Source organism: Jannaschia sp. R86511 (assembly GCF_042466345.1).
In the GTDB taxonomy this organism is placed as follows: domain Bacteria; phylum Actinomycetota; class Actinomycetes; order Actinomycetales; family JBBAYJ01; genus Aquipuribacter.
The window spans coordinates 2,630,648-2,652,511 of record NZ_JAXHCD010000001.1 but is presented as its reverse complement, the minus strand read 5'-3'; the positions used below and the strand labels follow the sequence as shown (position 1 = coordinate 2,652,511).

The following is a 21,864-nucleotide window of genomic DNA, read 5'->3' as shown; positions in this document are numbered from 1 at the left end:
TCGATGGTACGGCTCATCCCCCCGTGGTGGGACTTCTGCGACCCACGGGCGGCGCGCCACCCACCCGACGGCTCAGCCGCCGCGCGACGGCGGTCACGGCCGCGGCCAGGCCCGCCCGGGCGGGCCCGTCGACCTCGCCCGCCGGGAACGTGACCGCCACCGCCGCGACCGGGTGGCCGGCCGCGTCGAGCACCGCCGCGGCCACCGACGCGAACCCCGGCGTCACCTCGTCGGCCTCCTCCGCCCAGCCCCGCCGACGGGTGCCGGCCAGCAGCGCCCGCAGCTGCGACGCCGACGTGGGTCCCGCCTCGTGCCGCAGCACGAAGGCCGACCGGTCGCCGAACAGCGCCCGCACGTGCGCGGCCGGCAGCGCCGCCAGCAGGGCCCGGCCCGTCGCGGTCAGGTGCGCCGGCAGCCGCACGCCGACGTCGCTGACCAGCGGGGCCCGGCCCGGGGCCCGGTCCTCGATGACGTAGACGACCTCGCGACCGGCCAGCACGGCCAGGTGCGCCGTGTGCCCCGTCCGGGCCACCAGGTCGTCCATGGGCACCCGGGCCAGCCGCTGCAGCGACGCCTGCCGGGTGTAGCCGTGACCGATCTCGTAGGCGGCCACGCCCAGCGCGTAGCGCCGCTGCTCGGCCACGTGCACGACGAAGCCCTGCCCGACCAGCTCGGCCAGCAGGTGGTAGGTCGTCGAGCGCGGCAGGTCCAGGGCGCGGGCGACCGCCGCCGCCGGCACGGGTGCGGCCTGGCCGGCCAGCCAGCGCAGCACCGCGAGGACCTGCGCGGCGGCCGGCACCTGCGCACCGGCCGGCACCTGCACCCGCTCCACGCGCTCCCCCGTCCGTCGGTGTCTGTGATCCCGGACGGTACCTGCCGCGCGACCGTGGCGGGCGGGCCCGGCGGAGCGCTGACATGGGGGCATGGACGTCGTCGAGGTCGGCACCGGCCCGCTCACCGCCCGCGAGGTCGTCGCGGTGGCCCGCCACGGCGCCGGCGTACGGGTCGGCCCCGACGCCCTGGCCGCGCTGGCCCGGGGCCGGGCCGTGGTGGAGGCCCTCGCGGACGACCCGCAGCCGCACTACGGCATCTCCACGGGCTTCGGCGCGCTGGCCACCCTCCACATCCCGGTGGAGCAGCGCAGCCGGCTGCAGCGCAGCCTGGTCCGCTCCCACGCCGCCTGCACCGGGCCCGAGGTGGAGCGCGAGGTGGTCCGGGCGCTCATGCTGCTGCGCCTGGCCACCCTGGCGACCGGGCGCACCGGGGTCCGTCCCGTCACGGCGACGACCTACGCGGCGCTGCTGGACGCCGGCCTGACCGCGGTGGTCCGCGAGCACGGGTCGCTGGGCTGCTCCGGCGACCTGGCCCCGCTGGCGCACTGCGCCCTGGCGGCCATGGGCGAGGGCGAGGTCCGCGACGCCGACGACCGGCTGCTCCCGGCGGGCGAGGCGCTGGCCGCCGCCGGGATCGAGCCGCTGGAGCTGCGCGAGAAGGAGGGCCTGGCCCTGCTCAACGGCACCGACGGCATGCTCGGCATGCTGCTGCTGGCGTGCGAGGACCTGCGCGTCCTGCTGCGCACGGCCGACGTGACCGCCGCGCTGTCGGTGGAGGCGCTGCTGGGCACCGACAGCGCCTTCGCCGCGGACCTGGCCGCGCTGCGCCCCCACCCCGGGATCGCCGACAGCGCCGCCAACCTGCGCGCCCTGCTCGCCGGGTCCGGCGTGATGGCCAGCCACCGCGGCCCGGCGTGCACCCGGGTCCAGGACGCCTACTCGCTGCGCTGCGCCCCGCAGGTCCACGGGGCGGCCAGGGACACCCTCGCCCACGCCGAGACCGTCGCCGGGCGCGAGCTGGCCGCCACGGTGGACAACCCCGTCCTGACCGACGACGGCCGGGTCGAGAGCAACGGCAGCTTCCACGGCGCCCCGGTCGGCTACGTCCTGGACTTCCTGGCCGTGGTCGTCGCCGACGTCGCGAGCATGGCCGAGCGGCGCACCGACCGGATGCTGGACCCGGCCCGCAGCCACGGCCTGCCGCCGTTCCTGGCCGACGACCCCGGCGTGGACTCGGGGCTGATGATCGCCCAGTACACGCAGGCCGCCGTGGTCAGCGAGCTCAAGCGGCTCGCGGCCCCGGCGTCGGTGGACTCGATCCCCTCCAGCGCCATGCAGGAGGACCACGTGTCGATGGGGTGGTCGGCGGCCCGGTCGCTGCGCCGCGCGCTGGACGGGCTGACCCGCGTCCTCGGTGTCGAGCTGCTGGTGGCCGGCCGGGCCCTGGAGCTGCGCGGCCCGCTCACCCCCGCCCCGGCCACCGCCGCGGTGGTGGCGGGGCTGCGGGCGCACGTGCCCGGTCCGGGCCCGGACCGGTTCCTGTCCCCCGAGATCGAGGCCGCAGTCGCCCACGTCCGGTCCGGGGCCGTGCTCCGTGACGCCGAGCAGGTCGTGGGCGACCTGCGATGACCCCCACCACCCCCCACCCCGGAGGCACCCCGTGATCGGAGCCCGTCCCGTCCGCGCCGCGCGCGGCACCACGCTGACCGCCCGGTCCTGGCAGACCGAGGCGCCGCTGCGGATGCTCATGAACAACCTCGACCCCGAGGTGGCCGAGCGCCCGGACGACCTGGTCGTCTACGGCGGCACCGGCCGCGCCGCGCGGGACTGGGCCAGCTACGACGGCATCGTCCGCACCCTGACCACGCTGGCCGACGACGAGACGCTGCTGGTGCAGTCGGGCAAGCCCGTGGGCGTCATGCAGACCCACGAGTGGGCCCCGCGCGTGCTGATCGCCAACTCCAACCTGGTCCCGCAGTGGGCGACCTGGCCGGAGTTCCGCCGCCTGGAGGCGCTCGGGCTCACGATGTACGGCCAGATGACGGCCGGCTCGTGGATCTACATCGGCACCCAGGGCATCGTGCAGGGCACGTTCGAGACCTTCGCCGCCGTCGCCGACCGGCACTTCGGCGGGACGCTGGCGGGGACGCTGACCGTGACGGGCGGCTGCGGCGGGATGGGCGGGGCGCAGCCGCTGGCGGTGACCCTCAACGGCGGGGTCTGCCTGGTGGTCGACGTCGACCCCGGCCGGCTGCACCGGCGCGTCGAGCACCGCTACCTGGACGAGGTGGGCGACGACCTGGACGACGCGCTGACCCGCTGCCTGGCCGCTCGCCGCGAGCGGCGGGCGCTGTCGGTCGGGCTGGTCGGCAACTGCGCCGACATCCTGCCGGAGCTGCTGCGCCGCGGCGTGGACGTCGACGTGGTCACCGACCAGACCAGCGCCCACGACCCGCTGTCGTACCTGCCGAGCGGCGTGGACCTGGCCGACTGGGCCGACCTGGCCGCCAAGGACCCCGACGGGTTCACCGACCGGTCCCGTGAGTCGATGGCCCGCCACGTGGAGGCCATGGTCGGCTTCCGCGACGCCGGCGCCCAGGCGTTCGACTACGGCAACTCCATCCGCGAGGAGGCCCGCCTCGGCGGCTGCACCCGGGCCTTCGAGGTGCCGGGCTTCGTGCCGGAGTACATCCGTCCCCTGTTCTGCGAGGGCCGGGGGCCGTTCCGCTGGGCGGCGCTGTCGGGCGACCCGGCCGACATCGCCGCCACCGACGCCGCGATGCTCGACCTGTTCCCGGACGACGACCGGCTCCGCACCTGGCTGCGCGGGGCGCAGGAGCGGATCGCGTTCCAGGGCCTGCCCGCGCGGATCTGCTGGCTGGGCCTGGGCGAGCGCGCCGCCGCGGGCGAGCGGTTCAACGACATGGTCGCCTCGGGCGAGCTGAGCGCCCCGCTGGCCATCGGGCGGGACCACCTGGACTGCGGCAGCGTCGCCTCGCCCTTCCGCGAGACCGAGGGCATGGCCGACGGCTCCGACGCGATCGCGGACTGGCCGCTGCTCAACGCGCTGGTCAGCACGGCCAGCGGCGCGTCGTGGGTGTCGCTGCACCACGGCGGCGGGGTCGGCATCGGCCGCTCGCTGCACGCCGGTCAGGTCTGCGTGGCCGACGGCACGGACCTGGCCGGGCAGAAGCTGCGCCGGGTGCTGACCAACGACCCGGCCATGGGCGTCATCCGTCACGTCGACGCCGGCTACGACGTCGCCGACCGGACCGCCGAGGCCCAGCGGGTGCGCGTGCCGATGCGGGAGGGCTGAGGCGTGAGCGGTTCCCCCGCCTCGTTCGACGCCATGTGGGCCGAGCTGGCGCCGCTGGGCCGCTCCCGCCGCGGCGGGTACGACCGGTTCGCGTGGACCCGGACCGACAGCGACCTGCGGGAGTGGTTCGTCGCCGCGGCCGGCTCCCGTGGGCTCGACGTGGACCAGGACCGCGCGGGCAACCTGTGGGCCTGGTGGGGCGACCCCGACGCCGCGGTCCGGACCGGGGACCCCGGGGTCGTCGTCGGGTCGCACCTGGACTCCGTGCCCTCCGGCGGGCCGTTCGACGGCCCGTTGGGGGTGGTGTCGGCCCTGGCGGCGCTCGACGCGCTGCGGGCGGCCGGGGTGGCCCTGACCCGACCGGTCGGGGTGCTGGTCAGCGCCGACGAGGAGGGGGCCCGCTTCGGCGTGGCCTGTGCTGGCACCCGGCTGCTGACCGGGGCGCTGGACCCCGACCGGGCGCGGGCGCTGCGGGACGACGAGGGCACCACGCTGGCCGAGGCCTACGAGGCCGCCGGGCACGACCCGGGCTCCCTCGGTGCCGACCCGCGCGCCCTGTCCCGGGTGGGGGCGTTCGTGGAGCTGCACGTGGAGCAGGGCCGGGGGCTGGTGCACCACGACCGGCCCGTCGGGGTGGGCGCGTCGATCTGGCCGCACGGGCGCTGGCGCTTCGACCTGCCCGGGCGCGCCGACCACGCCGGCACCACGCCGCTGCCGGACCGCGACGACGCCGTGCTGCGCCTGGCCCACCTGGTCCTCACGGCGCGGGCGGCCGCGGAGCGGCACGGGGCCCTGGCCACGGTCGGGCGCCTCGACGTCACCCCCAACGGCACCAACGCGATCGCCTCGGCGGCCCGGGCCTGGCTCGACGTCCGCAGCGAGGACGCCGCCGCGGTCGAGGCCGTGGTGGCGGACGTGACGCGGGCCGCCGGGGTCGAGCCCGAGCCGGAGTCGCTCACGGCCGCCACCCGCTTCGACCCCGCCCTGACGGCCCGCGCGGCCGCCCTGCTCGGCGACGCCCCCGTCCTGGGCACGGGGGCGGGCCACGACGCGGGGGTCCTGGCCGCGGCCGGCGTGCCGACGACGATGCTGCTGGTGCGCAACCCGACCGGGGTGTCGCACTCCCCGCACGAGCACGCCGAGCGCGACGACTGCCTGGCCGGGGTGGCGGCGCTGACCGCGGTCCTGACCGACCTCGTCGGCGCGGCCCCGGTCGCGGCGGAGCACCGGTGAGCACGTCGGCGTGGTTCGCCGAGCACGCCTGGCTGCCCGGGGGCATGGCCACCGACGTGCGTCTGGAGGTCACGGGCGGGATGTTCAGCGCGGTGGTCCCGGGCGGGTCCCCCGCGGGCGCCGTGCGGCTGCCCGGGGTGGTGCTGCCCGGGCTGGCCGACGGTCACAGCCACGCGTTCCACCGGGCCCTGCGCGGGCGCACCCACGCCGGGGGCGGGTCGTTCTGGACCTGGCGCGAGCAGGCCTACGCCGTGGCCGACCGGCTGGACCCCGACACCTACCTCGCCCTGGCCCGGGCGGCGTACGCCGAGCTGGTGCTGGCCGGGGTGACCGGGGTCGGTGAGTTCCACTACCTGCACCACGGCCCCGACGGGCGGCCCTACGCCGAGCCCAACGCGATGGCCGAGGCGCTGCGGCAGGCGGCGGCCGACGCCGGGCTGCGGCTCACGCTGCTGGACACCTGCTACCTGGCCGGCGGCCTCGGGGTCGACGGCCCGCAGCCGGTGACGGGCACGCAGCGGCGCTTCGCCGACGCCGACGTCGACGCCTGGGCCGAGCGGGTCGACGCGCTGCGCCCGTCGGCGGGCACGCGGGTCGGGGTCGCCGCGCACTCGGTCCGCGCCGTGCCGCGGCCGGCGCTGCGCCGGGTGGTCGAGGTCGCCGCCGGCCGTCCGCTGCACGTGCACGTGTCGGAGCAGCCGGCCGAGAACACCGCCTGCCGGCAGGCGCACGGCCTGTCCCCCGTGGCCCTGCTGGACGCCGAGGGCGTGCTCGGACCCGCGACGACGGCCGTGCACGCCACCCACGTGGACGCCGCCGACGTCCGGCTGCTCGGCGCCGGCGGCACCGGCGTGTGCCTGTGCCCGAGCACCGAGCAGGACCTGGCCGACGGGATCGGTCCGGCCCTCGCGCTGCGGCGGGCGGGCTCACCGCTGTCGGTCGGCTCCGACCAGCACGCCGTGGCCGACCTGCTGGGCGAGGCCCGCGGGGTGGAGATGCACGAGCGGCTGGCCGGCGGGCGCCGCGGCTGCTTCACCCCGGCCGAGCTGCTGGCCACCGCCACCGGCCACGACCGGATCGGCTGGCCCGAGGCGGGCCGGCTGGCGGTGGGGGCGCTCGCGGACCTGGTGGCCGTGCGGCTGGACACCGTCCGCACCGCCGGCTGCCGGCCCGAGCAGGTGCCGCTGGTGGCCGGGGCCGGCGACGTCGACACCGTCGTCGTCCAGGGCCGGACCGTCGTCTCCGACGGCCGGCACGTCCTGGGTGACGTCGCCCGCCTGCTCGGCGACGCGATCGCCGCGCTCGACGTCGGCCCCGTCGGAGGCCGCGGATGAGCACGCTGCTGCACGGCATCACCGAGCTGGTCACCAACGACCCCGGCCTGGGCGACGGCTCGGCGCTGGGGCTGCTGGCCGACGCGGCCCTGGTGGTCCACGCCGGCCGGGTCGCCTGGGTCGGCCCGGCGGCGTCCGCGCCGTCCTGCGACGGCGCGCGCGACCTGGGTGGTCGCGCCGTGGTGCCCGGGTTCGTGGACCCGCACACCCACCTCGTGCACGCCGGGGACCGGGCGGCGGAGTTCGCGGCGCGGGCCGCCGGGCAGCGCTACGACGGCGGGGGCATCGCCGCCACCGTGGCCGCGACGGCCGCGGCGGGCGACGACGAGCTCCGGGCCCTGCTGGCCCGGCGGGTGGCGCAGGCCCGGGCCGCGGGCACCACGACGCTGGAGGTCAAGAGCGGGTACGGCCTGGACGTCGCCTCGGAGGTCCGCGCCCTGCGGCTCGCGGGCGAGGTGACGACCGAGACGACGTTCCTGGGCGCGCACGTCGTCCCGGCCGGCGCCGACCGGGACGACTACCTCGACCTGGTCACCGGCGCCATGCTCACCGCCTGCGCTCCGCTGGCCCGCTGGGTCGACGTGTTCTGCGAGCCGGCCAGCCCGCACGCCTTCGACGCCGACGAGGCCCGCGCCGTCCTGCTGGCCGGGCGGGCGGCCGGGCTCGGGCTGCGGGTGCACGGCAACCAGCTCGCACCCGGCCCCGGGGTGCGCCTGGCGGTGGAGCTGGGCGCGGCCAGCGTCGACCACTGCACGTTCCTCACCGGTGACGACGTGGCCGCCCTGGCCGGGTCCGCCACCGTGGCGACGCTGCTGCCGGGCGTCGAGTTCTCCACCCGCACGCCGTACCCCGACGGACGCCGGCTGCTGGACGCGGGCGTCCGGCTCGCCCTGGGCTCGGACTGCAACCCGGGCACCTGCGCCACCAGCTCGGTACCGTTCGTCATCGCCCTGGCCGTGCGCGAGTGCGGCCTGAGCCCGGCCGAGGCGCTGCACGCGGCCACGGCCGGGGCCGCCGCCTCGCTGCGTCGCGACGACGTCGGCCGCCTCGGCGTGGGGGCGCGCGCCGACGTCACCGTCGTCGACGGGCCCAGCCACGTGCACCTGGCCTACCGCCCCGGCATGCCCACCGCCCGCGCGCTCGACCTGTGAGCGGTCCCGGTCCCCGGGCGCCACGCCGCGCCGCGCCCCGGGTGGGCCAGGCTGTCCCGCACGCCCCCGCCCCCGTGAGGAGACACCGATGACCGCGCTGCAGGACCACCCTCGGCACCCGCTCACCTTCGGGCCCAGCCCGGTCCACCGCCTCGAACGGCTGAGCGCGCACCTGGGCGGGGCGAGCATCTGGGCCAAGCGGGAGGACTGCAACGGCGGCCTGGCCTACGGCGGCAACAAGACCCGCAAGCTGGAGTACATCGTCCCGGACGTGCTGGCCTCCGGCGCCGACACCCTGGTGAGCATCGGCGGCTTCCAGTCCAACCACACCCGGCAGGTCGCGGCCGTCGCCGCGCACCTGGGGCTCAAGGCCGTGCTGGTGCAGGAGCGCTGGGTGGACTGGCCCGACTCCGTCAACGACCGGGTCGGCAACATCATGTTGTCGCGCATCATGGGCGCCGAGGTGCGCCTGGACCCGTCGGGCTTCGGCATCGGGATCAAGGACAGCTACGAGCAGGCCATGCAGGACGTCCGCGACCGGGGCGGGGTCCCCTACGGCATCCCGGCCGGGGCGTCGGAGCACCCGCTCGGCGGGCTCGGCTTCGCGCAGTGGGCCTACGAGGTGCAGCAGCAGGAGGCCGAGCTGGGCGTCTTCTTCGACACGGTCGTGGTCTGCTCAGTCACCGGGTCCACCCACGCCGGCATGATCGCTGGGTTCGCCGGTCAGGACCGCCCCCGCCGGGTCATCGGCATCGACGCCTCGGCGAAGATCGACGCCACCCGCGAGCAGGTCGGGCGCATCGCCCGGCACACCGCCGACCTGATCGACCTGGGCCGGGACCTGCGCGACGACGAGATCACCGTCCTGCAGGGCTGGGCCGGCGACCTGTACGGCATCCCGGTGCAGTCCACGCTGGACGCCATCCGGCTGCTCGGCCGGCTCGAGGGCGTCATCATCGACCCCGTCTACGAGGGCAAGTCGATGGCCGGGCTCATCGACCTGGTCCGCAGCGGCGACATCGGGCCGGGCTCCAACGTGCTGTACGCCCACCTGGGCGGGCAGCCCGCGCTCAACGCCTACAGCGCCCTGTTCACCGGGTCGGGCGACGACCCGACGAGCGCCTGAGCCGACCGGAACCTACGGCACCGTAGGTTAGGGTCGCGGCCATGACGGCGACCTCGGGACGGCCCTGGCTCAGCAGCTACGCCCCGGACGTCCCGGCCGACGTCACCGTGCCCGACGGCTCGCTCGTCGACCTGCTCCAGCGCTCGGCCGAGCGCTTCGGCCCGGCGGTCGCCCTGGACTTCTACGGCGCGAGGACCACGTTCACCGACCTCCTGGACCGGGTCGACCGGGCCGCGGCGGCGCTGGCCGGGCTCGGCGTGCGCGTCGGTGACCGGGTGGCCCTGGTGCTGCCCAACTGCCCGCAGCACGTCGTGGCGTTCTACGCCGTGCTGCGCCTGGGCGCCGTCGTCGTGGAGCACAACCCGCTGTACACCGCGGCGGAGCTCGAGCAGCAGCTGGCCGACCACGGCGCCCGGGTGGTCGTGGCCTGGGACAAGGCCGCCCCGGCCGTGCTCGCCTCGCAGCCGCGCACCGCGGTCGAGACCGTGGTGTCGGTCGACCTGACCACGGCGCTGCCCCGGGTCAAGCGGCTGGCGCTGCGCCTGCCCCTGGCCCGGTCCCGCGCGACCCGCGCGGCGATGACGGCCCCGGCCCCGGCCACGACGGGCTGGGACCGGCTGGTCGCCGCCGCCCGGCCGCTGCCGGCGAGCCACCCCCGACCCGGCGGTGACGACGTCGCGCTGCTGCAGTACACCGGCGGCACGACCGGCGCCCCCAAGGGCGCCGTGCTCACCCACCGCAACCTGCTGGCCAACGCCACCCAGGGCCGGGCCTGGGTGCCCGGGCTGCGCGACGGGCAGGAGACGGTCTACGCCGTGCTGCCGCTGTTCCACGCCTACGGGCTCACCCTGTGCCTCACGTTCGCCGTGTCGATCGGCGCCACCCTGGTGCTGTTCCCGCGCTTCGACGCCGACCAGGTCCTGGACGCCGTCGGTCGTCGGGCGCCGACGTTCCTGCCCGCCGTGCCCCCGGTGTACGCCGCGCTGGCGCGCCGGGCCCGCGAGCGCGGGGTCGACCTGACGTCGGTCCGGTACGGCATCTCCGGGGCGATGGCCCTGCCGCCGGCGGTCGTCACCGACTGGGAGCAGGTCAGCGGCGGCCTGCTGGTGGAGGGCTACGGCATGACGGAGACCTCGCCCATCACCCTGGGCAACCCGGTGTCCGCGGCCCGGCGTCCCGGCACCGTGGGGGTGCCGTTCCCGTCCACGGAGATCCGCATCGTCGACCCGGAGGACACCTCCCGCGACCGGGCCCAGGGCGAGCCCGGCGAGCTGCTGGTGCGCGGCCCGCAGGTGTTCTCCGGCTACTGGGGGCGCGACGCGGAGACCGCGGCCGTGCTGCTGCCCGACGGCTGGCTGCGCACCGGTGACGTCGTCGTCATGTCCGACGACGGCTTCGTCACCGTGGTCGACCGGATCAAGGAGCTCATCATCACGGGCGGGTTCAACGTCTACCCCTCGGAGGTCGAGGACGCGCTGCGGCGCGTGCCCGGGGTGGCCGACGCCGCCGTGGTGGGCCTGCCCACCGACGACGGCGGGGAGCAGGTCGTGGCCGCGGTGGTCGCCGAGGCGGGGGCCGAGCTGGACCCCGAGCAGGTCCGCAGCGCCGGCCGCGAGCACCTGGCCGGCTACAAGGTGCCCCGGCGCGTGGTCGTGGTCGACGAGCTGCCGCGCTCGGTCATCGGCAAGGTGCTGCGCCGCCAGGTCCGCGAGGAGCTGCTCAGCCGGCCAGCAGGCTGAGCCGCACCCGGCGCTCCGGGTTGTCGACGTTGGTGTCGACGAGCACGACCGACTGCCACACGCCCAGCTGCATGACCCCGCCCAGCACCGGCACGGTGACGGACGGGGCGACGAAGGCGGGCAGGACGTGGTCGCGGCCGTGCCCGTGGGAGCCGTGGCGGTGGCGCCACCGGTCGTCGGCGGGCAGCAGGGCGGCCAGCGCGGCGACCAGGTCGTCGTCGCTGCCGGCGCCGGTCTCGATCAGGGCGACGCCGGCCGTGGCGTGCGGCACGAACACGTTCAGCAGGCCGTCACCGGCGTCGGCGCAGAAGCGGGCGGCCCGGTCGGTCAGGTCGGTGACGACCTGCGAGCCGGTGCGGACGGTGAGCTCGGTGGACAGCACGCCCGTCACGCTAGCGCCGCCTCAGGTGACGGGCAGGTCCTGCCGATGAGCACCCCATGGGCCGTAAGCGCAGCGACACCGACGAGCAGATCGCCGACCTGCTGCGCACCGCCAAGGAGTCGCTGCACCTGTCGGTGGCGTTCCTGTCCCGCCTCGACGGCACCACGCAGCACCTGGAGGTCGTCGAGTCGTCCGTGCCGTTCCTGTTCCAGGAGGGCGTGACGCAGCGGCAGGAGACCACCCTGTGCCAGGCGATCCTCGACGGTGACCTGCCGCCGGTGATCCCCGACCTCAAGGCCCACCCCAACGCCATGAAGCTGCCCGCGGCCAGGTTCCCGCGCATCCGCAGCTACGTCTCGGTGCCCGTCGTGCTCAGCGACGGGTCGCTGTACGGCACGTTCTGCGCGGCCGGGCTGACCACCGACAAGGGCCTCGCCGACCGGGACAAGGGCCTGATGGACGTGCTGGCCCACGCCGCCTCGGTGGTCATCGAGCCCGAGGTGCGTGAGCGCGCCCGCCGCGAGGACATCGACGCCCGCCTCGACCCGCTCGAGCGCGCCGGCGGTCCCCGGGTGCTGCTGCAGCCCATCGTCGACGTGGTCACCGGGCGCCGGGTCGGCGCCGAGGCGCTCAGCCGGTTCCCGCAGGAGTGGGGCAAGGCCCCCGACGTGGTCTTCGCCGAGGCCCACAGCGTGGGCCGCGGCGACCGGCTGGAGCTGATGGCGCTGCAGCGCGCGGCCGGCCTGCTGGACCGGGTGGACGGCTACGTGTCGATGAACGTCTCGCCCGCCACCCTGCTGCACCCCGACACCGCCGCGTTCCTGGCCGCGCTGCCGCTGCCCCGCATCCTGCTCGAGCTGTCCGAGCACGACCAGGTCGAGGACTACGACACGTTGCGCGCCGCGCTGGCGCCGCTGCGCGCCGAGGGCATGCGCCTGGCCATCGACGACGTGGGGGCGGGCTTCTCGTCGCTGCGCCACATCGTGGTGACCGAGCCCGACGTCATCAAGCTCGACCGCAGCATCGTCGACGGGCTGGCCGGCGACCGGGTGCTGCACAGCCTGGTGCGCTCGCTCGTGGACTTCGGCGCCGGCCTGGGCGCCCTCGTGGTCGCGGAGGGCGTGGAGACCGCCGAGGACGCCCGCGCCCTGCACGACCTGCGCGTGGGCTACGGCCAGGGCTGGTTCTGGGGCCGGGCCGTGCCGGCCGACCTGCTGGAGGACCAGTTCACCGCCGTCGCCCCCGCCGAGCTGATCCCCGCCCAGGCCGGGCCGGTCGACGCCGTCGCGCCCGTCGAGGTCTGACGCACGTCCGGTAGGCCGGCGAGGGGTCGGGCCACCGGGCCTCGACACGGACGAACGGAGCAGCATGTTCGAGTTCCACGACGAGTTGTCGGCCCAGGACGTGGCCGCGTTCTTCGGCCCGGGCGTCGAGCTGGTCGAGGGGTTGTACGTCGAGGACATCGCGACCGGCGAGGTGCTCGCCGCCGCCGGCGGGCTCGGACGCGACCAGAGCGGGCAGCAGTACCTGCTCAGGTGGAACGGAAGAACCCTGCCGCTGCACGCCCGTACCGTGCGCAGGGAGACCAGTGAGCTGGACGGCCTCGAATGGCGGCCTGCCAGGAAACCGGCCCACGTCGGAGATCCGGCGGTCGACCGGTGGGGCGTCCCCCGCCTCACGAACGGCGGCCTCGTGGTCTTCACGATCGAGGAGCTGGGCACGTCCGTCTACACGATACTGCGCACGAAGGCGCAGCCGGTGCACCTGCAACCGGACGAGGTTGAGGCCGCCCTGCGGGTGGCGACCGAGGCGTGCCTGGTTCTCGAATCGAGCCTGGAGTGGCCCAACAGGCTCGTGCGGGTCAGCGATCCGTGCGGTGGCGGTCGCGAGCTCTCACCAGCCGACTACGGCTATCCCAGCGTCATGTCCCGCCGGGCCGCGCTCTACGAGGTGCCTGTGCGTCCAGGCGACCCGGGCGGCGGCGCCTGAGGCGATGGGACGCTGCTCCGTCGAGACCTGCTGCGGTGGCGCGCCGATCAACGGTGGGCCTGTGCGTTCTGGCCAGCCGCGGTCGGCTACGTCCATGCCCCAGCTCTGGAAGGCTTCGACCGCTGGGGGGCCCGGCTGACCGCGATGAACGGCTCGCGAGCGGAGTGGGTCGACGGACTCGCCGTCGTCGACCCGAGGGGTCTGACTCCCGGGGTCCCGTTGCCCGTGCTGCCCGAGGCCACGCTGGTCGAGAACCGTCTGCACCTGGATCCGACCGTCAGCGGTGGACGGGCGGTGCCGGCCGCTACCCGCGAGCCGGCATGACCGTCTTGCGCATGACGGTCTTGCGCTTGCCGATGTGGCGCTCGAACGTGAACCCCGCCTTCTCGAACATCGCCCGCGTGCCGTTGTGCAGGAACGAGGACGACGTCTTCTTGTCCGGGACCAGCTCGTTCGGGAACGAGACCACCTCGCCCCCGCCGGCCTGGGCGATGAGCGCCAGCGCACCGTCGAGCGCCTCCCGGGCCACGCCCGAGCGCCGGTGGTCGCGGTCGACGAAGAAGCAGGTGATGCGCCACGGCGCCGGCCTGGTCTCGCCCGCGTCGTACTGCTTGCGGTGGTAGATGTTCGGCAGCTCCAGCGGACTGCCGTACTCGCACCACGCGATCGCCTGGTCTCCGTCGAAGACCAGCGCCGCGTGGGCGACGCCCTCCGCCACGAGCCGCTGCTTGAAGGTCGGCCCGTCGTGCTCGTTCTTGACGGTGCGCTCGGTGTCGCCGTGGAAGTAGGAGCACCAGCAGCCACCCCAGACCCCGTTGTGCTTCTGGGCCAGCGCCAGCCACGCCGGGTAGGTCTCAAGAGTGAGCGGCCTGATCACGTGCGAGGTCGTCACGCCACCTCACCCCCGGTGCCGGTCGGAGGAGCTGGGATCGTCCTGATCGGCTTCCGCGCGGCGACTCCGTCCAGATGCAGCTCTGTCGAGGGGTCGCTGTGGCTCCCGCCCGAGCCGACGTAGGCGTCGCTGATCATGGGACCGTTCTTGAGCACCCCGTGAAAGGCCATCGCGTGACCGCGTCCGATGCCGTACTCGTCCTTCAGCCAGGTGACGACCTCCCCGGCCTTGGTGGTGGGGCCGAATCCTCGCTCGGCCGTTAGGTCCAGCAGCTCACGGGGCGCCTTGCCGGTCTTGGCCTCGACCGCGTCGAGGTAGGCCTGGTACGACATCGCTCCTCCAACGGAGATGGGTTCACCGACTACGACCGATCCCGACACCAGGACTAACCGCCGTCCCCCAGAGTCGCTCCCACTTGGCGACGCCTGTTCGGACCCTTGTCCAGGGAGCGCAGGGTCGGTCGTGCAGCCTTCGTCGGCGTGGTCCGAGGCCTCCTCCGCGATTCCAGGGTTGTCCGACTACCGGCCCGAGGTACTGGCGCGGCGGCTGAGCTGCCAGTCGTCGACCGTGCCGGTGGCTGCTCCTGCGTAGCGGAGGGCGAGGGTGGCGGCACGGGCGCCCTGATCGAGCAGCGACTGGTGGACGCTCGTCAGGTCGGCGACGGCTGCCTCGGGTGAGTCGTCGAAACCCCCGAGGGTGACGTCGGCGGGGATGGTTCGACCGGTGACCAGGATGGCGTCTCGGGCACCGAGGGCCTGCTGGTCGCTCATCGCGGCGAGACCGTCGAACTGGTGACCGGCCGCGAGCAGCTCCGTGATGGCCGCTCGGGCGTGGCCGGCGTGGTTCAGGGAGCAGACGGCGACGGGCACGGTCGACCAGTCGAGGCCGAGGTCGCCTGCCGCGTCACGGAAACCGGCGAGCCGGTCAAGGGTGACGGGGTAGGCGACCCGCTGCAGGTCCAGGCCGACGTGGACACCGGCGCGGCGGTCGCGGTCCAGCGGGAACGAGAGCACCGCGGGCGCGCTGGAGGTGGCCCACACCTCGGCGGCCAGGGCCCGCGCGGCAGCGCGGTTGTCGATGCCCACGAGAGTGAACCCGTCGACCGGTGGTCCGCCGTGGATGACCGCGCGACGGTGGGTGGCACGCACGGCGTCCAGGACGGGGTCGTCGGCCGTGGTGGTCCACACCACGAAGGCGTCGACGGCGGCCGCGGCGATCCGCTCGCCGTCCTGTGGTCCACCGGTGGTCGGGATGATCGTGAGTGCGTACCCGTTGCTCGTGCAGACCTGCGCCAGACCGGCGACGAACCTGGTCGCCTGCGGGTCCTCGAAGACGTAGCTCAAGCTCTCACCCAGGACCAGGCCCAGCGACCGCAGCGCCCCCTGGCGCAGGAACCGGCCGGATGGGTCGGGGCCGAGAAAACCGAGCTCCTCGGCCGCGGCGAGGACCCGCTGGCGGGTGGTCGCGGCGACGCGGGTGGGCTGGTTGTAGGCGTAGGAGGCCGTCATTCGCGAGACCCCGGCCGCGGCGGCGACGGCATCCAACGTCACGCGTCGTCGGTTCGCTGTCATGCCTCCCACTGTACGTGTGTAGCGTTACACAGATGCAGACGAGCCCCGCCTCGACCCGCTCGCCTTTCCTGGGCTTCGCCACCTTCGGTGCCTTCTGGGGGGTGTGGGGCGCGGCCATCCCGCGGATACGCGAACAGGCCGGTGTCACCGACGCCGAGCTCGGCGTCGCCCTCCTGTTCGTCGGCGCCGGCGCGCTGCCCGCGATGCTGCTCGCCGGGCGGGCCGTGGACCGCTGGGGGCTGTGGCTGACTGGACCACTCCTGCTGTCGCTCGGCCTGGCCGGCACCGTCGTAGCCTTGACCGCCGGCGGCGGTCTGCTCACCCTCAGCGCCGGCCTGGCGCTCATGGGTGCAACCAGCGGTGCAGCCGACGTGGCGCTGAACTCCCTCGCCGGTCGCGTCGAACAAGCTGCCGCTCGCCCGGTGATCACGCCCGTGCACGCGACCTTCTCGGCCGTCGTGGTCATCGCCAGCCTGGGCACCGGCGCGCTGGGCGCAGTCGGCGCGCCACTGCTGCTGCCCTTCGGCCTGGTGCTGCTCACGGCCGCGGTGACCTGTGGGGCGATCGTGCGCAGCCTCGGCGCCCCCACGCGGACAGAGACCACCCCGACGCCGTTCTCGCCAGCACCTCCGACCTTGCTGGCTCGGGGCTCCGGGACCCCGTACGCGCTGCTGGTCGGGGTCGGCGCCCTGGGGGCGCTGGCCTTCGCCAGCGAGAACGCGCACCAGAGCTGGAGCGCGGTGTACCTGGAGGACGAGCTCGCCGCCCCCTCCAGCCTCAGCGCCCTCGGACCGGCCGTCTTCGCCGCCGTGGTGGCCACCACCCGCTTTGCCGTCGCTCGGCTGGACCCCCGCCATGCCCGCGCTCTCGTGCTCACCGGTGCCGTGGCCGCCACAACCGGCGCCGTGCTGCTCTCCCAGGCCCCGACCCTGCCCACGGCACTGGCAGCGCTGGCCCTGGCCGCGGCCGGCACGGCCGTGCTCTTCCCGACGCTGCTCGGCGTGGCCTCCCGGACCGTCCCCGAGCACCGCCGAGCCCGCGCCACGGCCACCATCACCGTCATCGCCTACGTCGGCTTCCTCGCCGGCCCCGCCTACGTCGGCCTCACCTCCGAGGCCGTGGGCCTGCGCGGCGCCATGATCGCCGTCGCCGCGCTCACCGCGGTCATGGCGGCACTCACCCCCCTCGTCCTCCGGACAGGCCACTGCGCCTCGGTGACCTCCACGCGCAAGCCGTAGACGTCCTGACGGGCGACCCTCCTCCGGCGCGACCTGCCCCCGACACCGGGCCGAGAGTCAGCGACCGCGGCAGGCCGCCACGCGGGACCTCAGAAGCGCAGCATCGCCGCGTCCCCGACCCGTCGGTAGCCGATGGCCTGGTAGATCCCGTTCGACGTGGGGTTGTCGAGGTCGGTGAAGAGCATGGCGCGGTGACCGCGGGCGAGCACCTGCGCGGTGACCTCCGCGGTCAGCGCCGAGGCGTACCCCCTCCGCCGCTGGTCCGGCGGGGTCCACACCGGACCCACCCGAGCCATGCCTGCGCGCGAGGTCCGCACGGCGAGCAACGCGACCGTGTCGTCGGCGACGTTCTCGCTGACTACCTTCGCACCGGCGACGTGCGCCGCCGGGACGGTCCACAGGTGCGCACGCCGCCCCGCGAGCATGGTGGTGACCAGGTGAGGCGGCGCCGGGTCCAGGCCGGCCTCGACGGCGAAGTCCCGCAGCCAGCCGGTGACGAGGGCCGCGTCGGTGGACGCCGCGAGCCTGGACGCGCCCAGGACCCCGGCTGGCCGCTGGATCTCGTCGCAGACGTAGACGCCCTGCCGCATCTCCCGGGTCACGACGGTTCCCGTCCTCCCGGTCCAGCGACGCACGAACGCGCGGGCGCTGCCGTCCGGTCCCGCGGCGCCCACCACGTCGTCGCCGGAGTCGTGCAGCGCGTCGGCGAACGCTGCTGCTTCGTCGTCGTCGCAGCGTGACAGCGCCACGGGCAGGCCCGGCGTGACCACGGCTACCGCAGTCGGCTCCCCGTCGCGCTCGAGCCACAGGTACGCCGAGAGCGCCTCTCCGCGGGCGGCCTCGGCGGTGGCCACCGTGGCCACGACGTTGGTGCTCACTGCGTCGGCGACGAGCAGGGAGGCGCACCGGTCGAGCAGCTCTGACGGGGAACCTCGGCGGACCTCCACGACGACAAGCGTGCCCGTCAGGACCCCGGCGACACCAGCGCCCTCCACGACGCACGGCTCTACACCCGCAACGCCGCCGACCTCAGCGGCCTCGAGGACCTTCTCGAGGTCACCAGCGTCTAGAACCGGCGGTTCTCACCCCTAGTCGTGGACCGACAGCGACGTCCGCGCGCGGCTGCGGTCCCGCCGGGCGAGCTCGTGGCGCACCGCCAGCCGGACCACGCCGTAGCCGATGAGAGCGAGGACGACGGGAGAGAGCACCATCACGACCAGCGCCAGGGACCACAGCAGGTCGTACGAAGCCGGCAGCAACATGTCGTTCGACGCGGTCGCGAGGCGGGTGAGCACCCTCGGAGCGTAGGCGTCACCTCGGGCGGGACGGGGCAGGCAGGTCCCCGTGCCGCCGTCCCGGTGCTAGGCGAGGTGGGCGTCGGCCCAGATGCCCATGGCGTCCCGTAGCCAGGCGGCGAGACCCGTCTCCACGTCGTCGTAGAAGGAGCGGAACCGCTGGTCCTCGACGTAGGTGTCCGCGAGCCCGCGGTAGGCGGTGCGGTCCGGCGTCCAGTGCGCGGCCACGGCGGCGTGGTGCTCGGCGACGAGCACCTGGACGGCCTCGTCGCCCGGTGCCGCGCCCCCTCGCTTGGCCGCGCCCATGCGCTCGGCCAGCTCGCGGTGCTCCTGCCCGGCGCGCTCGAAGTCCGCCCGGCTCCAGCCGGCCGTCCGCTCGCGTGACTGCGCGGACGCGGTCCGGACGCCTTCGCCGTGCTGGGCGACGAGGTCCTCCTCGTAGCGGTCGCGGTCGCGGGCCAACCCCTCGAAGAACTGCTGCTCGGTCATGTCGTCCTCTCCTTCCAGGTGGGCCGCGGTGCGACGGGCCGTCTCGGCGAGGCGGGCCAGACGGCCCCCTTCGGCCTGGAGCTCGTCGGCGTGGGCGCGCAGGGCCGCGACCTGGTCGCGCTGACCGGCGAGGACCTGCCCGACGACGGCCAGGGGCACCCCGAGCTCGCGGAGCAGGAGGATCCTCTGCAGGCGCAGCAGGTGCTCCCGCTCGTAGAGCCGGACCCCGCCCGCCCCGGTGCCGGCAGGCACGAGCAGACCGACGGCGTCGTAGTGCCGCAGCGTGCGCGCCGTCGTCCCCGACATCCGCGCCACCTCGGCCGTCGTCCACGCCACGGTCCACCCCTGTCCGTTCCCGTTCACCACGGTGCCGGAAGGACCATCCCACCGGCCTGCACGACGGTAGGAGCTGACGCCGCGTCAACCGCAAGGCGGGATCTCAGATGCCCGACCAGGTCCGCCTTCTGCCGGAGCCGACGATGCTGCATCCTGACCACATGACGAGGGAGCAAGGGACGGCGATCATCCACATCCTGCGCTGCTGGCTGGGTGCATCCGTCCTCGCCGGCGGTGCCGCGGTGGCGCTCAGCTTCGGGGTCGTCTGGCTCGGCGTGGTCCTCGCAGCGGTCGCGGTCGTCGTGGCGGGCCTGGGCGTGGCCACTTCGGAAGGCAGCTTCCAGGACACCGAGCACATGTGAGACTCGGACCGACACGAGGAGCCCGTCCCGTGCCATGACGACCCCTGACGACCGACGAGGCGGCGCGGCGAGGCTGCGGGCCGCTCAGGAGGGCGGGCGCGGACGCCGTTGCTGATCGTCGGGATCGCCGTGACCCTGGCTCTGGTCCTGATCGGCGTCGTCGTCGTCGATGTCATCGCCCGGATCGAGGCCACGCGGACGACGCTCGAGCAGAAGACCGGCGGAGCCGTAGAGGGCCTCGAGACTCTCGGCGAGCAGACCGCCGAGCAGGTCACCGACCTCTAGGGCCTGGCCGCCGAGAACAGCTACCTGCTGGTCTCACCGATGGCTGGGCTGCCGCGCCCCGTCGTGGCCAACGCGTGGGGCCTGCAGCTGCAGCTCGACTCCGTCGACGACGGGCGGCTCCCGGAGTTCCTCGTCAGGCACCTGCAGGGCGAGCAGACCCAGGAGCCCGGCGCCCCGTGCTCCGGCGGCATCGACACCACCCCTTGACCACCGCGAGACGACCCGCACCCGCCGGCGGGGCGACCCCCTACGGCTGCCGCGGCCCCTCGACGGCGTCGGGGTCATCGATCGGCACCCTCTGATCGTGACGCCGACGACTGATGGCCCCCACGCCGATGATCACCACGCCAGCCGCAGCGACGAGTAGCACTCGGCTCAGCGTGGAGTCGGGCCACAGGCCCTGTGCCACCAGGAGCTGGGACAGGAGAACCCCCAGAACACCGCCGACCAGACCGCCGAGGAGAGTCCGTTTCATCCCGGGACGGTAGCAACGGGCGACCCGCCATCCCCAGACCGACAATGACCGGATGAACCGGCCGGTGCTGACCACCTCGCGCATCCAGCTGGAGCCCATGACCGGCCAGCACCTGCCGCGGTTGGTCGAGCTGGACACCGACGCCGAGGTCCTTCGGTACATCATCGGCCGAGCCCGCACCGTCCAGGAGGCGCAGGACCACTGGGCGCCGGTCTGTGACGACCTCGGCGCGGACGCGGTGGGTCTCGGCTGGTGGGTGGGATGGACCACTGCCGACGACGCCTTCCTCGGCTGGTGGGCCCTCTCGCCGGACCGGCCCGTGCCGGACCGGCCGACGAGGGCCGAGGCGGGCTGGAGGATCGGGCGTCGGCACTGGCGGCAGGGATACGCCACCGAGGGAGCTCGAGCCCTCCTGGCCCACGGGTTCGGGACCGTGGGTCTGGGCGAGGTCCGGGCGGAGACGATGGCGGTCAACGAAGCGAGCCGGCGCGTGATGACCAAGCTGGGCATGCGACATGTGCGCACCGAGCACCGCTCGTGGGACGAACCCCTGCCCGGGGCGGATCAGGGCGAGGTGGTCTACAGCATCACGAGCGAGCGCTGGCCGACGACGGCAGCGCCCGAGCCGAGCGAGGGTCCGACTCCGTAGCCACCGATGACTTCCTGGGCTGCTGTCAGTCCCACGGGTGACGCAAACGATCGACGGAGGAACGATGCGCACCAGCTTCCGCACAGTCATCCTCGGGTTCGGCAACAACACCGGGATCGAGGTGCCGGAGGCGAGCCTGCGCGAGCTCGGCGCCGGCAAGCGGCCACCGGTCCTCGTCACGGTGGCCGGCTACGACTACAGGAGCACGGTCGGGGCCATGAACGGGCGGAGCCTCGTCTCGCTGTCCAAGGCCCACCGTGATGCGGCCGGCCTCGCGGCGGGTGACACGGTCGACGTCACGCTCGTGCTCGACGAAGGTCCCCGCGAGGTGCAGGTGCCGGCTCCGCTGAGCGCAGCGCTGGACCGGGAGGGGTTATCGGACCGGTTCGCGGCGCTCTCTTACTCCAGACGGAAGGAGCTGGCCCGGCAGGTGGCCGAGGCGAAGACCGACAGCACGCGTGAGCGCCGCATCGGAAAGGTCCTCGAACTGCTCTCCCCCACGTCCGGCTGAGCACCACGCCGGCCCGTCACTTTGGCGGGTCACCTCGAACCGCTCACGGGGTGGTGACTGCGGACCAGGTCCACGATGCGGGCTGCCGTCTGCTCGGGTGTCTCCCGGCCCGTGAGCACCACGGCGGTCGCCATCGTCCGACTGTTCTGGTCGTCGAGCCAGTGCGCAAGGAAGTCGTGCCCGCCGGCCACCCAGTCGGTGCCCTTGCTGGCGATCGCTCGCTCGCGCAGCTCCGCGAGCGCCTCGGTCCGGTCCTCGGAAGGCCGGACCAGGAGCACGTGCGGCACGGTCGACAGCGCGCGACCGACCTCGTGGGCAAGAGTGGGGTCGTCGTAGCTCGTGTGGCCGGCACCCAGCGCCACAACCGCCCCGGGGTGGTCCTGCAGCACGCGGCGCACCGCGTGCGCCCGCGCGGGCTCCCACTCCCGCTCCGCCGGGACCCGACCGATCTGGCCGGTTCGCGCGACCAGCCTGTCGACCGTCCAGCCGACCTCGGCGTAGTACTGGTCCCCGACCGCGTCCAGATCGACGAACGGGACACCCAGCCGGGCGGCGACCAGGGTCCCCAGCGTGGACTTGCCCGCGGCTGCCGGTCCGACGAGGACCAGGACCGGGGCATCGGGCACCCGGACAGCGTCGCAGACCGCTCGATCCGTCG

At 74.8% G+C, this 21,864-nt stretch carries 24 protein-coding genes; 15 read left to right on the top strand and 9 right to left on the bottom strand.

All coding sequences use genetic code 11. The annotated features are described in order from the left end of the window. Positions 1-13 precede the first annotated feature (13 nt). Positions 14-832: an IclR family transcriptional regulator gene (locus SJY06_RS12505; protein WP_380167861.1), complete on the bottom strand. Its 819-nt coding sequence runs from the start codon at positions 830-832 to the stop codon at positions 14-16. Between the two features lie 91 nt (positions 833-923). Between SJY06_RS12505 and hutH the strand changes: the two genes are divergently transcribed. The 7 genes from hutH (at position 924) to SJY06_RS12470 (ending at position 10,732) form a co-directional block, all read left to right on the top strand. Next, positions 924-2,462 carry a histidine ammonia-lyase gene (hutH, locus tag SJY06_RS12500; protein ID WP_380167860.1) on the top strand — a complete coding sequence of 513 codons (1,539 nt, stop codon included), beginning with the start codon at positions 924-926 and terminating at the stop codon, positions 2,460-2,462. Between the two features lie 31 nt (positions 2,463-2,493). Continuing rightward, a complete protein-coding gene (hutU, locus tag SJY06_RS12495; protein ID WP_380167859.1) occupies positions 2,494-4,149 on the top strand; it encodes a urocanate hydratase in 1,656 nt (551 codons plus the stop codon). 3 nt (positions 4,150-4,152) lie between these two features. Continuing rightward, positions 4,153-5,382, top strand: a complete 1,230-nt coding sequence (locus SJY06_RS12490) for an allantoate amidohydrolase (RefSeq protein ID WP_380167858.1) — start codon at positions 4,153-4,155, stop codon at positions 5,380-5,382. Next, positions 5,379-6,716 carry a formimidoylglutamate deiminase gene (locus SJY06_RS12485; protein WP_380167857.1) on the top strand — a complete coding sequence of 446 codons (1,338 nt, stop codon included), beginning with the start codon at positions 5,379-5,381 and terminating at the stop codon, positions 6,714-6,716. The genes SJY06_RS12490 and SJY06_RS12485 overlap by 4 nt, the downstream gene beginning before the upstream one ends. Then, entirely contained in the window at positions 6,713-7,867 is a 1,155-nt protein-coding gene (gene hutI, locus SJY06_RS12480) for an imidazolonepropionase (RefSeq protein WP_380167856.1), read from the top strand. Before SJY06_RS12485 ends, hutI begins: the two co-directional genes overlap by 4 nt. 88 nt (positions 7,868-7,955) lie before the next feature. Next, complete coding sequence (locus tag SJY06_RS12475; protein WP_380167855.1) at positions 7,956-8,993, top strand: 1-aminocyclopropane-1-carboxylate deaminase; 1,038 nt, start codon at positions 7,956-7,958, stop codon at positions 8,991-8,993. 41 nt (positions 8,994-9,034) lie between these two features. Then, positions 9,035-10,732 (top strand): long-chain-fatty-acid--CoA ligase, encoded by a 1,698-nt coding sequence (locus tag SJY06_RS12470; RefSeq protein ID WP_380167854.1) that lies wholly within the window; start codon positions 9,035-9,037, stop codon positions 10,730-10,732. Here the strand turns inward: SJY06_RS12470 and SJY06_RS12465 are convergent. Further along, positions 10,713-11,114 carry a YjbQ family protein gene (locus tag SJY06_RS12465; protein ID WP_380167853.1) on the bottom strand — a complete coding sequence of 134 codons (402 nt, stop codon included), beginning with the start codon at positions 11,112-11,114 and terminating at the stop codon, positions 10,713-10,715. The two genes, SJY06_RS12470 and SJY06_RS12465, sit on opposite strands and share 20 nt — an antisense overlap. Positions 11,115-11,170: 56 nt before the next feature. Here SJY06_RS12465 and SJY06_RS12460 point away from each other — a divergent pair, with 56 nt between their 5' ends. Together SJY06_RS12460 and SJY06_RS12455 are read left to right on the top strand one after the other, a co-directional pair. Next, positions 11,171-12,418: an EAL domain-containing protein gene (locus tag SJY06_RS12460; RefSeq protein WP_380167852.1), complete on the top strand. Its 1,248-nt coding sequence runs from the start codon at positions 11,171-11,173 to the stop codon at positions 12,416-12,418. A 64-nt stretch (positions 12,419-12,482) separates the two neighbouring features. Then, the gene (locus SJY06_RS12455) at positions 12,483-13,103 is read left to right on the top strand and encodes a hypothetical protein (RefSeq protein ID WP_380167851.1); all 621 of its coding nucleotides are present in this window, start codon (positions 12,483-12,485) and stop codon (positions 13,101-13,103) included. A 304-nt stretch (positions 13,104-13,407) separates the two neighbouring features. Here SJY06_RS12455 and SJY06_RS12450 read toward each other — a convergent pair whose 3' ends face one another. From SJY06_RS12450 to SJY06_RS12440, 3 genes are all read right to left on the bottom strand, one after another. After that, positions 13,408-13,995: a GNAT family N-acetyltransferase gene (locus SJY06_RS12450; RefSeq protein ID WP_380167850.1), complete on the bottom strand. Its 588-nt coding sequence runs from the start codon at positions 13,993-13,995 to the stop codon at positions 13,408-13,410. Next, positions 13,992-14,327, bottom strand: a complete 336-nt coding sequence (locus SJY06_RS12445) for a DUF4287 domain-containing protein (protein WP_380167849.1) — start codon at positions 14,325-14,327, stop codon at positions 13,992-13,994. The genes SJY06_RS12450 and SJY06_RS12445 overlap by 4 nt, the downstream gene beginning before the upstream one ends. A gap of 186 nt (positions 14,328-14,513) precedes the next feature. After that, positions 14,514-15,566 carry a LacI family DNA-binding transcriptional regulator gene (locus SJY06_RS12440; RefSeq protein ID WP_380167848.1) on the bottom strand — a complete coding sequence of 351 codons (1,053 nt, stop codon included), beginning with the start codon at positions 15,564-15,566 and terminating at the stop codon, positions 14,514-14,516. A gap of 32 nt (positions 15,567-15,598) precedes the next feature. Between SJY06_RS12440 and SJY06_RS12435 the strand changes: the two genes are divergently transcribed. Then, complete coding sequence (locus SJY06_RS12435; protein ID WP_380167847.1) at positions 15,599-16,804, top strand: MFS transporter; 1,206 nt, start codon at positions 15,599-15,601, stop codon at positions 16,802-16,804. A gap of 89 nt (positions 16,805-16,893) precedes the next feature. Here SJY06_RS12435 and SJY06_RS12430 read toward each other — a convergent pair whose 3' ends face one another. The 3 genes from SJY06_RS12430 to SJY06_RS12420 all read right to left on the bottom strand — a co-directional run bounded on the left by SJY06_RS12430 (position 16,894) and on the right by SJY06_RS12420 (position 18,924). Further along, entirely contained in the window at positions 16,894-17,751 is an 858-nt protein-coding gene (locus SJY06_RS12430) for a GNAT family N-acetyltransferase (RefSeq protein WP_380167846.1), read from the bottom strand. A 141-nt stretch (positions 17,752-17,892) separates the two neighbouring features. Further along, the gene (locus SJY06_RS12425) at positions 17,893-18,099 is read right to left on the bottom strand and encodes a hypothetical protein (RefSeq protein ID WP_380167845.1); all 207 of its coding nucleotides are present in this window, start codon (positions 18,097-18,099) and stop codon (positions 17,893-17,895) included. A 66-nt stretch (positions 18,100-18,165) separates the two neighbouring features. Then, positions 18,166-18,924, bottom strand: coding sequence for a TipAS antibiotic-recognition domain-containing protein (locus tag SJY06_RS12420; protein WP_380167844.1), 759 nt, complete (start codon positions 18,922-18,924; stop codon positions 18,166-18,168). A 161-nt stretch (positions 18,925-19,085) separates the two neighbouring features. Here SJY06_RS12420 and SJY06_RS12415 point away from each other — a divergent pair, with 161 nt between their 5' ends. From SJY06_RS12415 to SJY06_RS12395, 5 genes are all read left to right on the top strand, one after another. Next, entirely contained in the window at positions 19,086-19,286 is a 201-nt protein-coding gene (locus tag SJY06_RS12415) for a hypothetical protein (protein ID WP_380167843.1), read from the top strand. 129 nt (positions 19,287-19,415) lie between these two features. After that, positions 19,416-19,571, top strand: a complete 156-nt coding sequence (locus tag SJY06_RS12410) for a hypothetical protein (RefSeq protein WP_380167842.1) — start codon at positions 19,416-19,418, stop codon at positions 19,569-19,571. Between the two features lie 3 nt (positions 19,572-19,574). Continuing rightward, complete coding sequence (locus SJY06_RS12405) at positions 19,575-19,778, top strand: DUF3105 domain-containing protein (protein WP_380169708.1); 204 nt, start codon at positions 19,575-19,577, stop codon at positions 19,776-19,778. 320 nt (positions 19,779-20,098) lie between these two features. Next, positions 20,099-20,695 carry a GNAT family N-acetyltransferase gene (locus SJY06_RS12400; RefSeq protein ID WP_380167841.1) on the top strand — a complete coding sequence of 199 codons (597 nt, stop codon included), beginning with the start codon at positions 20,099-20,101 and terminating at the stop codon, positions 20,693-20,695. Positions 20,696-20,759: 64 nt separating this feature from the next. Then, on the top strand, positions 20,760-21,206 hold the full coding sequence (locus tag SJY06_RS12395) for a YdeI/OmpD-associated family protein (RefSeq protein ID WP_380167840.1): 447 nt from the start codon (positions 20,760-20,762) through the stop codon (positions 21,204-21,206). A gap of 29 nt (positions 21,207-21,235) precedes the next feature. Here the strand turns inward: SJY06_RS12395 and SJY06_RS12390 are convergent, their stop codons facing one another. Beyond that, positions 21,236-21,832 (bottom strand): shikimate kinase, encoded by a 597-nt coding sequence (locus tag SJY06_RS12390; RefSeq protein WP_380167839.1) that lies wholly within the window; start codon positions 21,830-21,832, stop codon positions 21,236-21,238. Positions 21,833-21,864 lie beyond the last annotated feature (32 nt).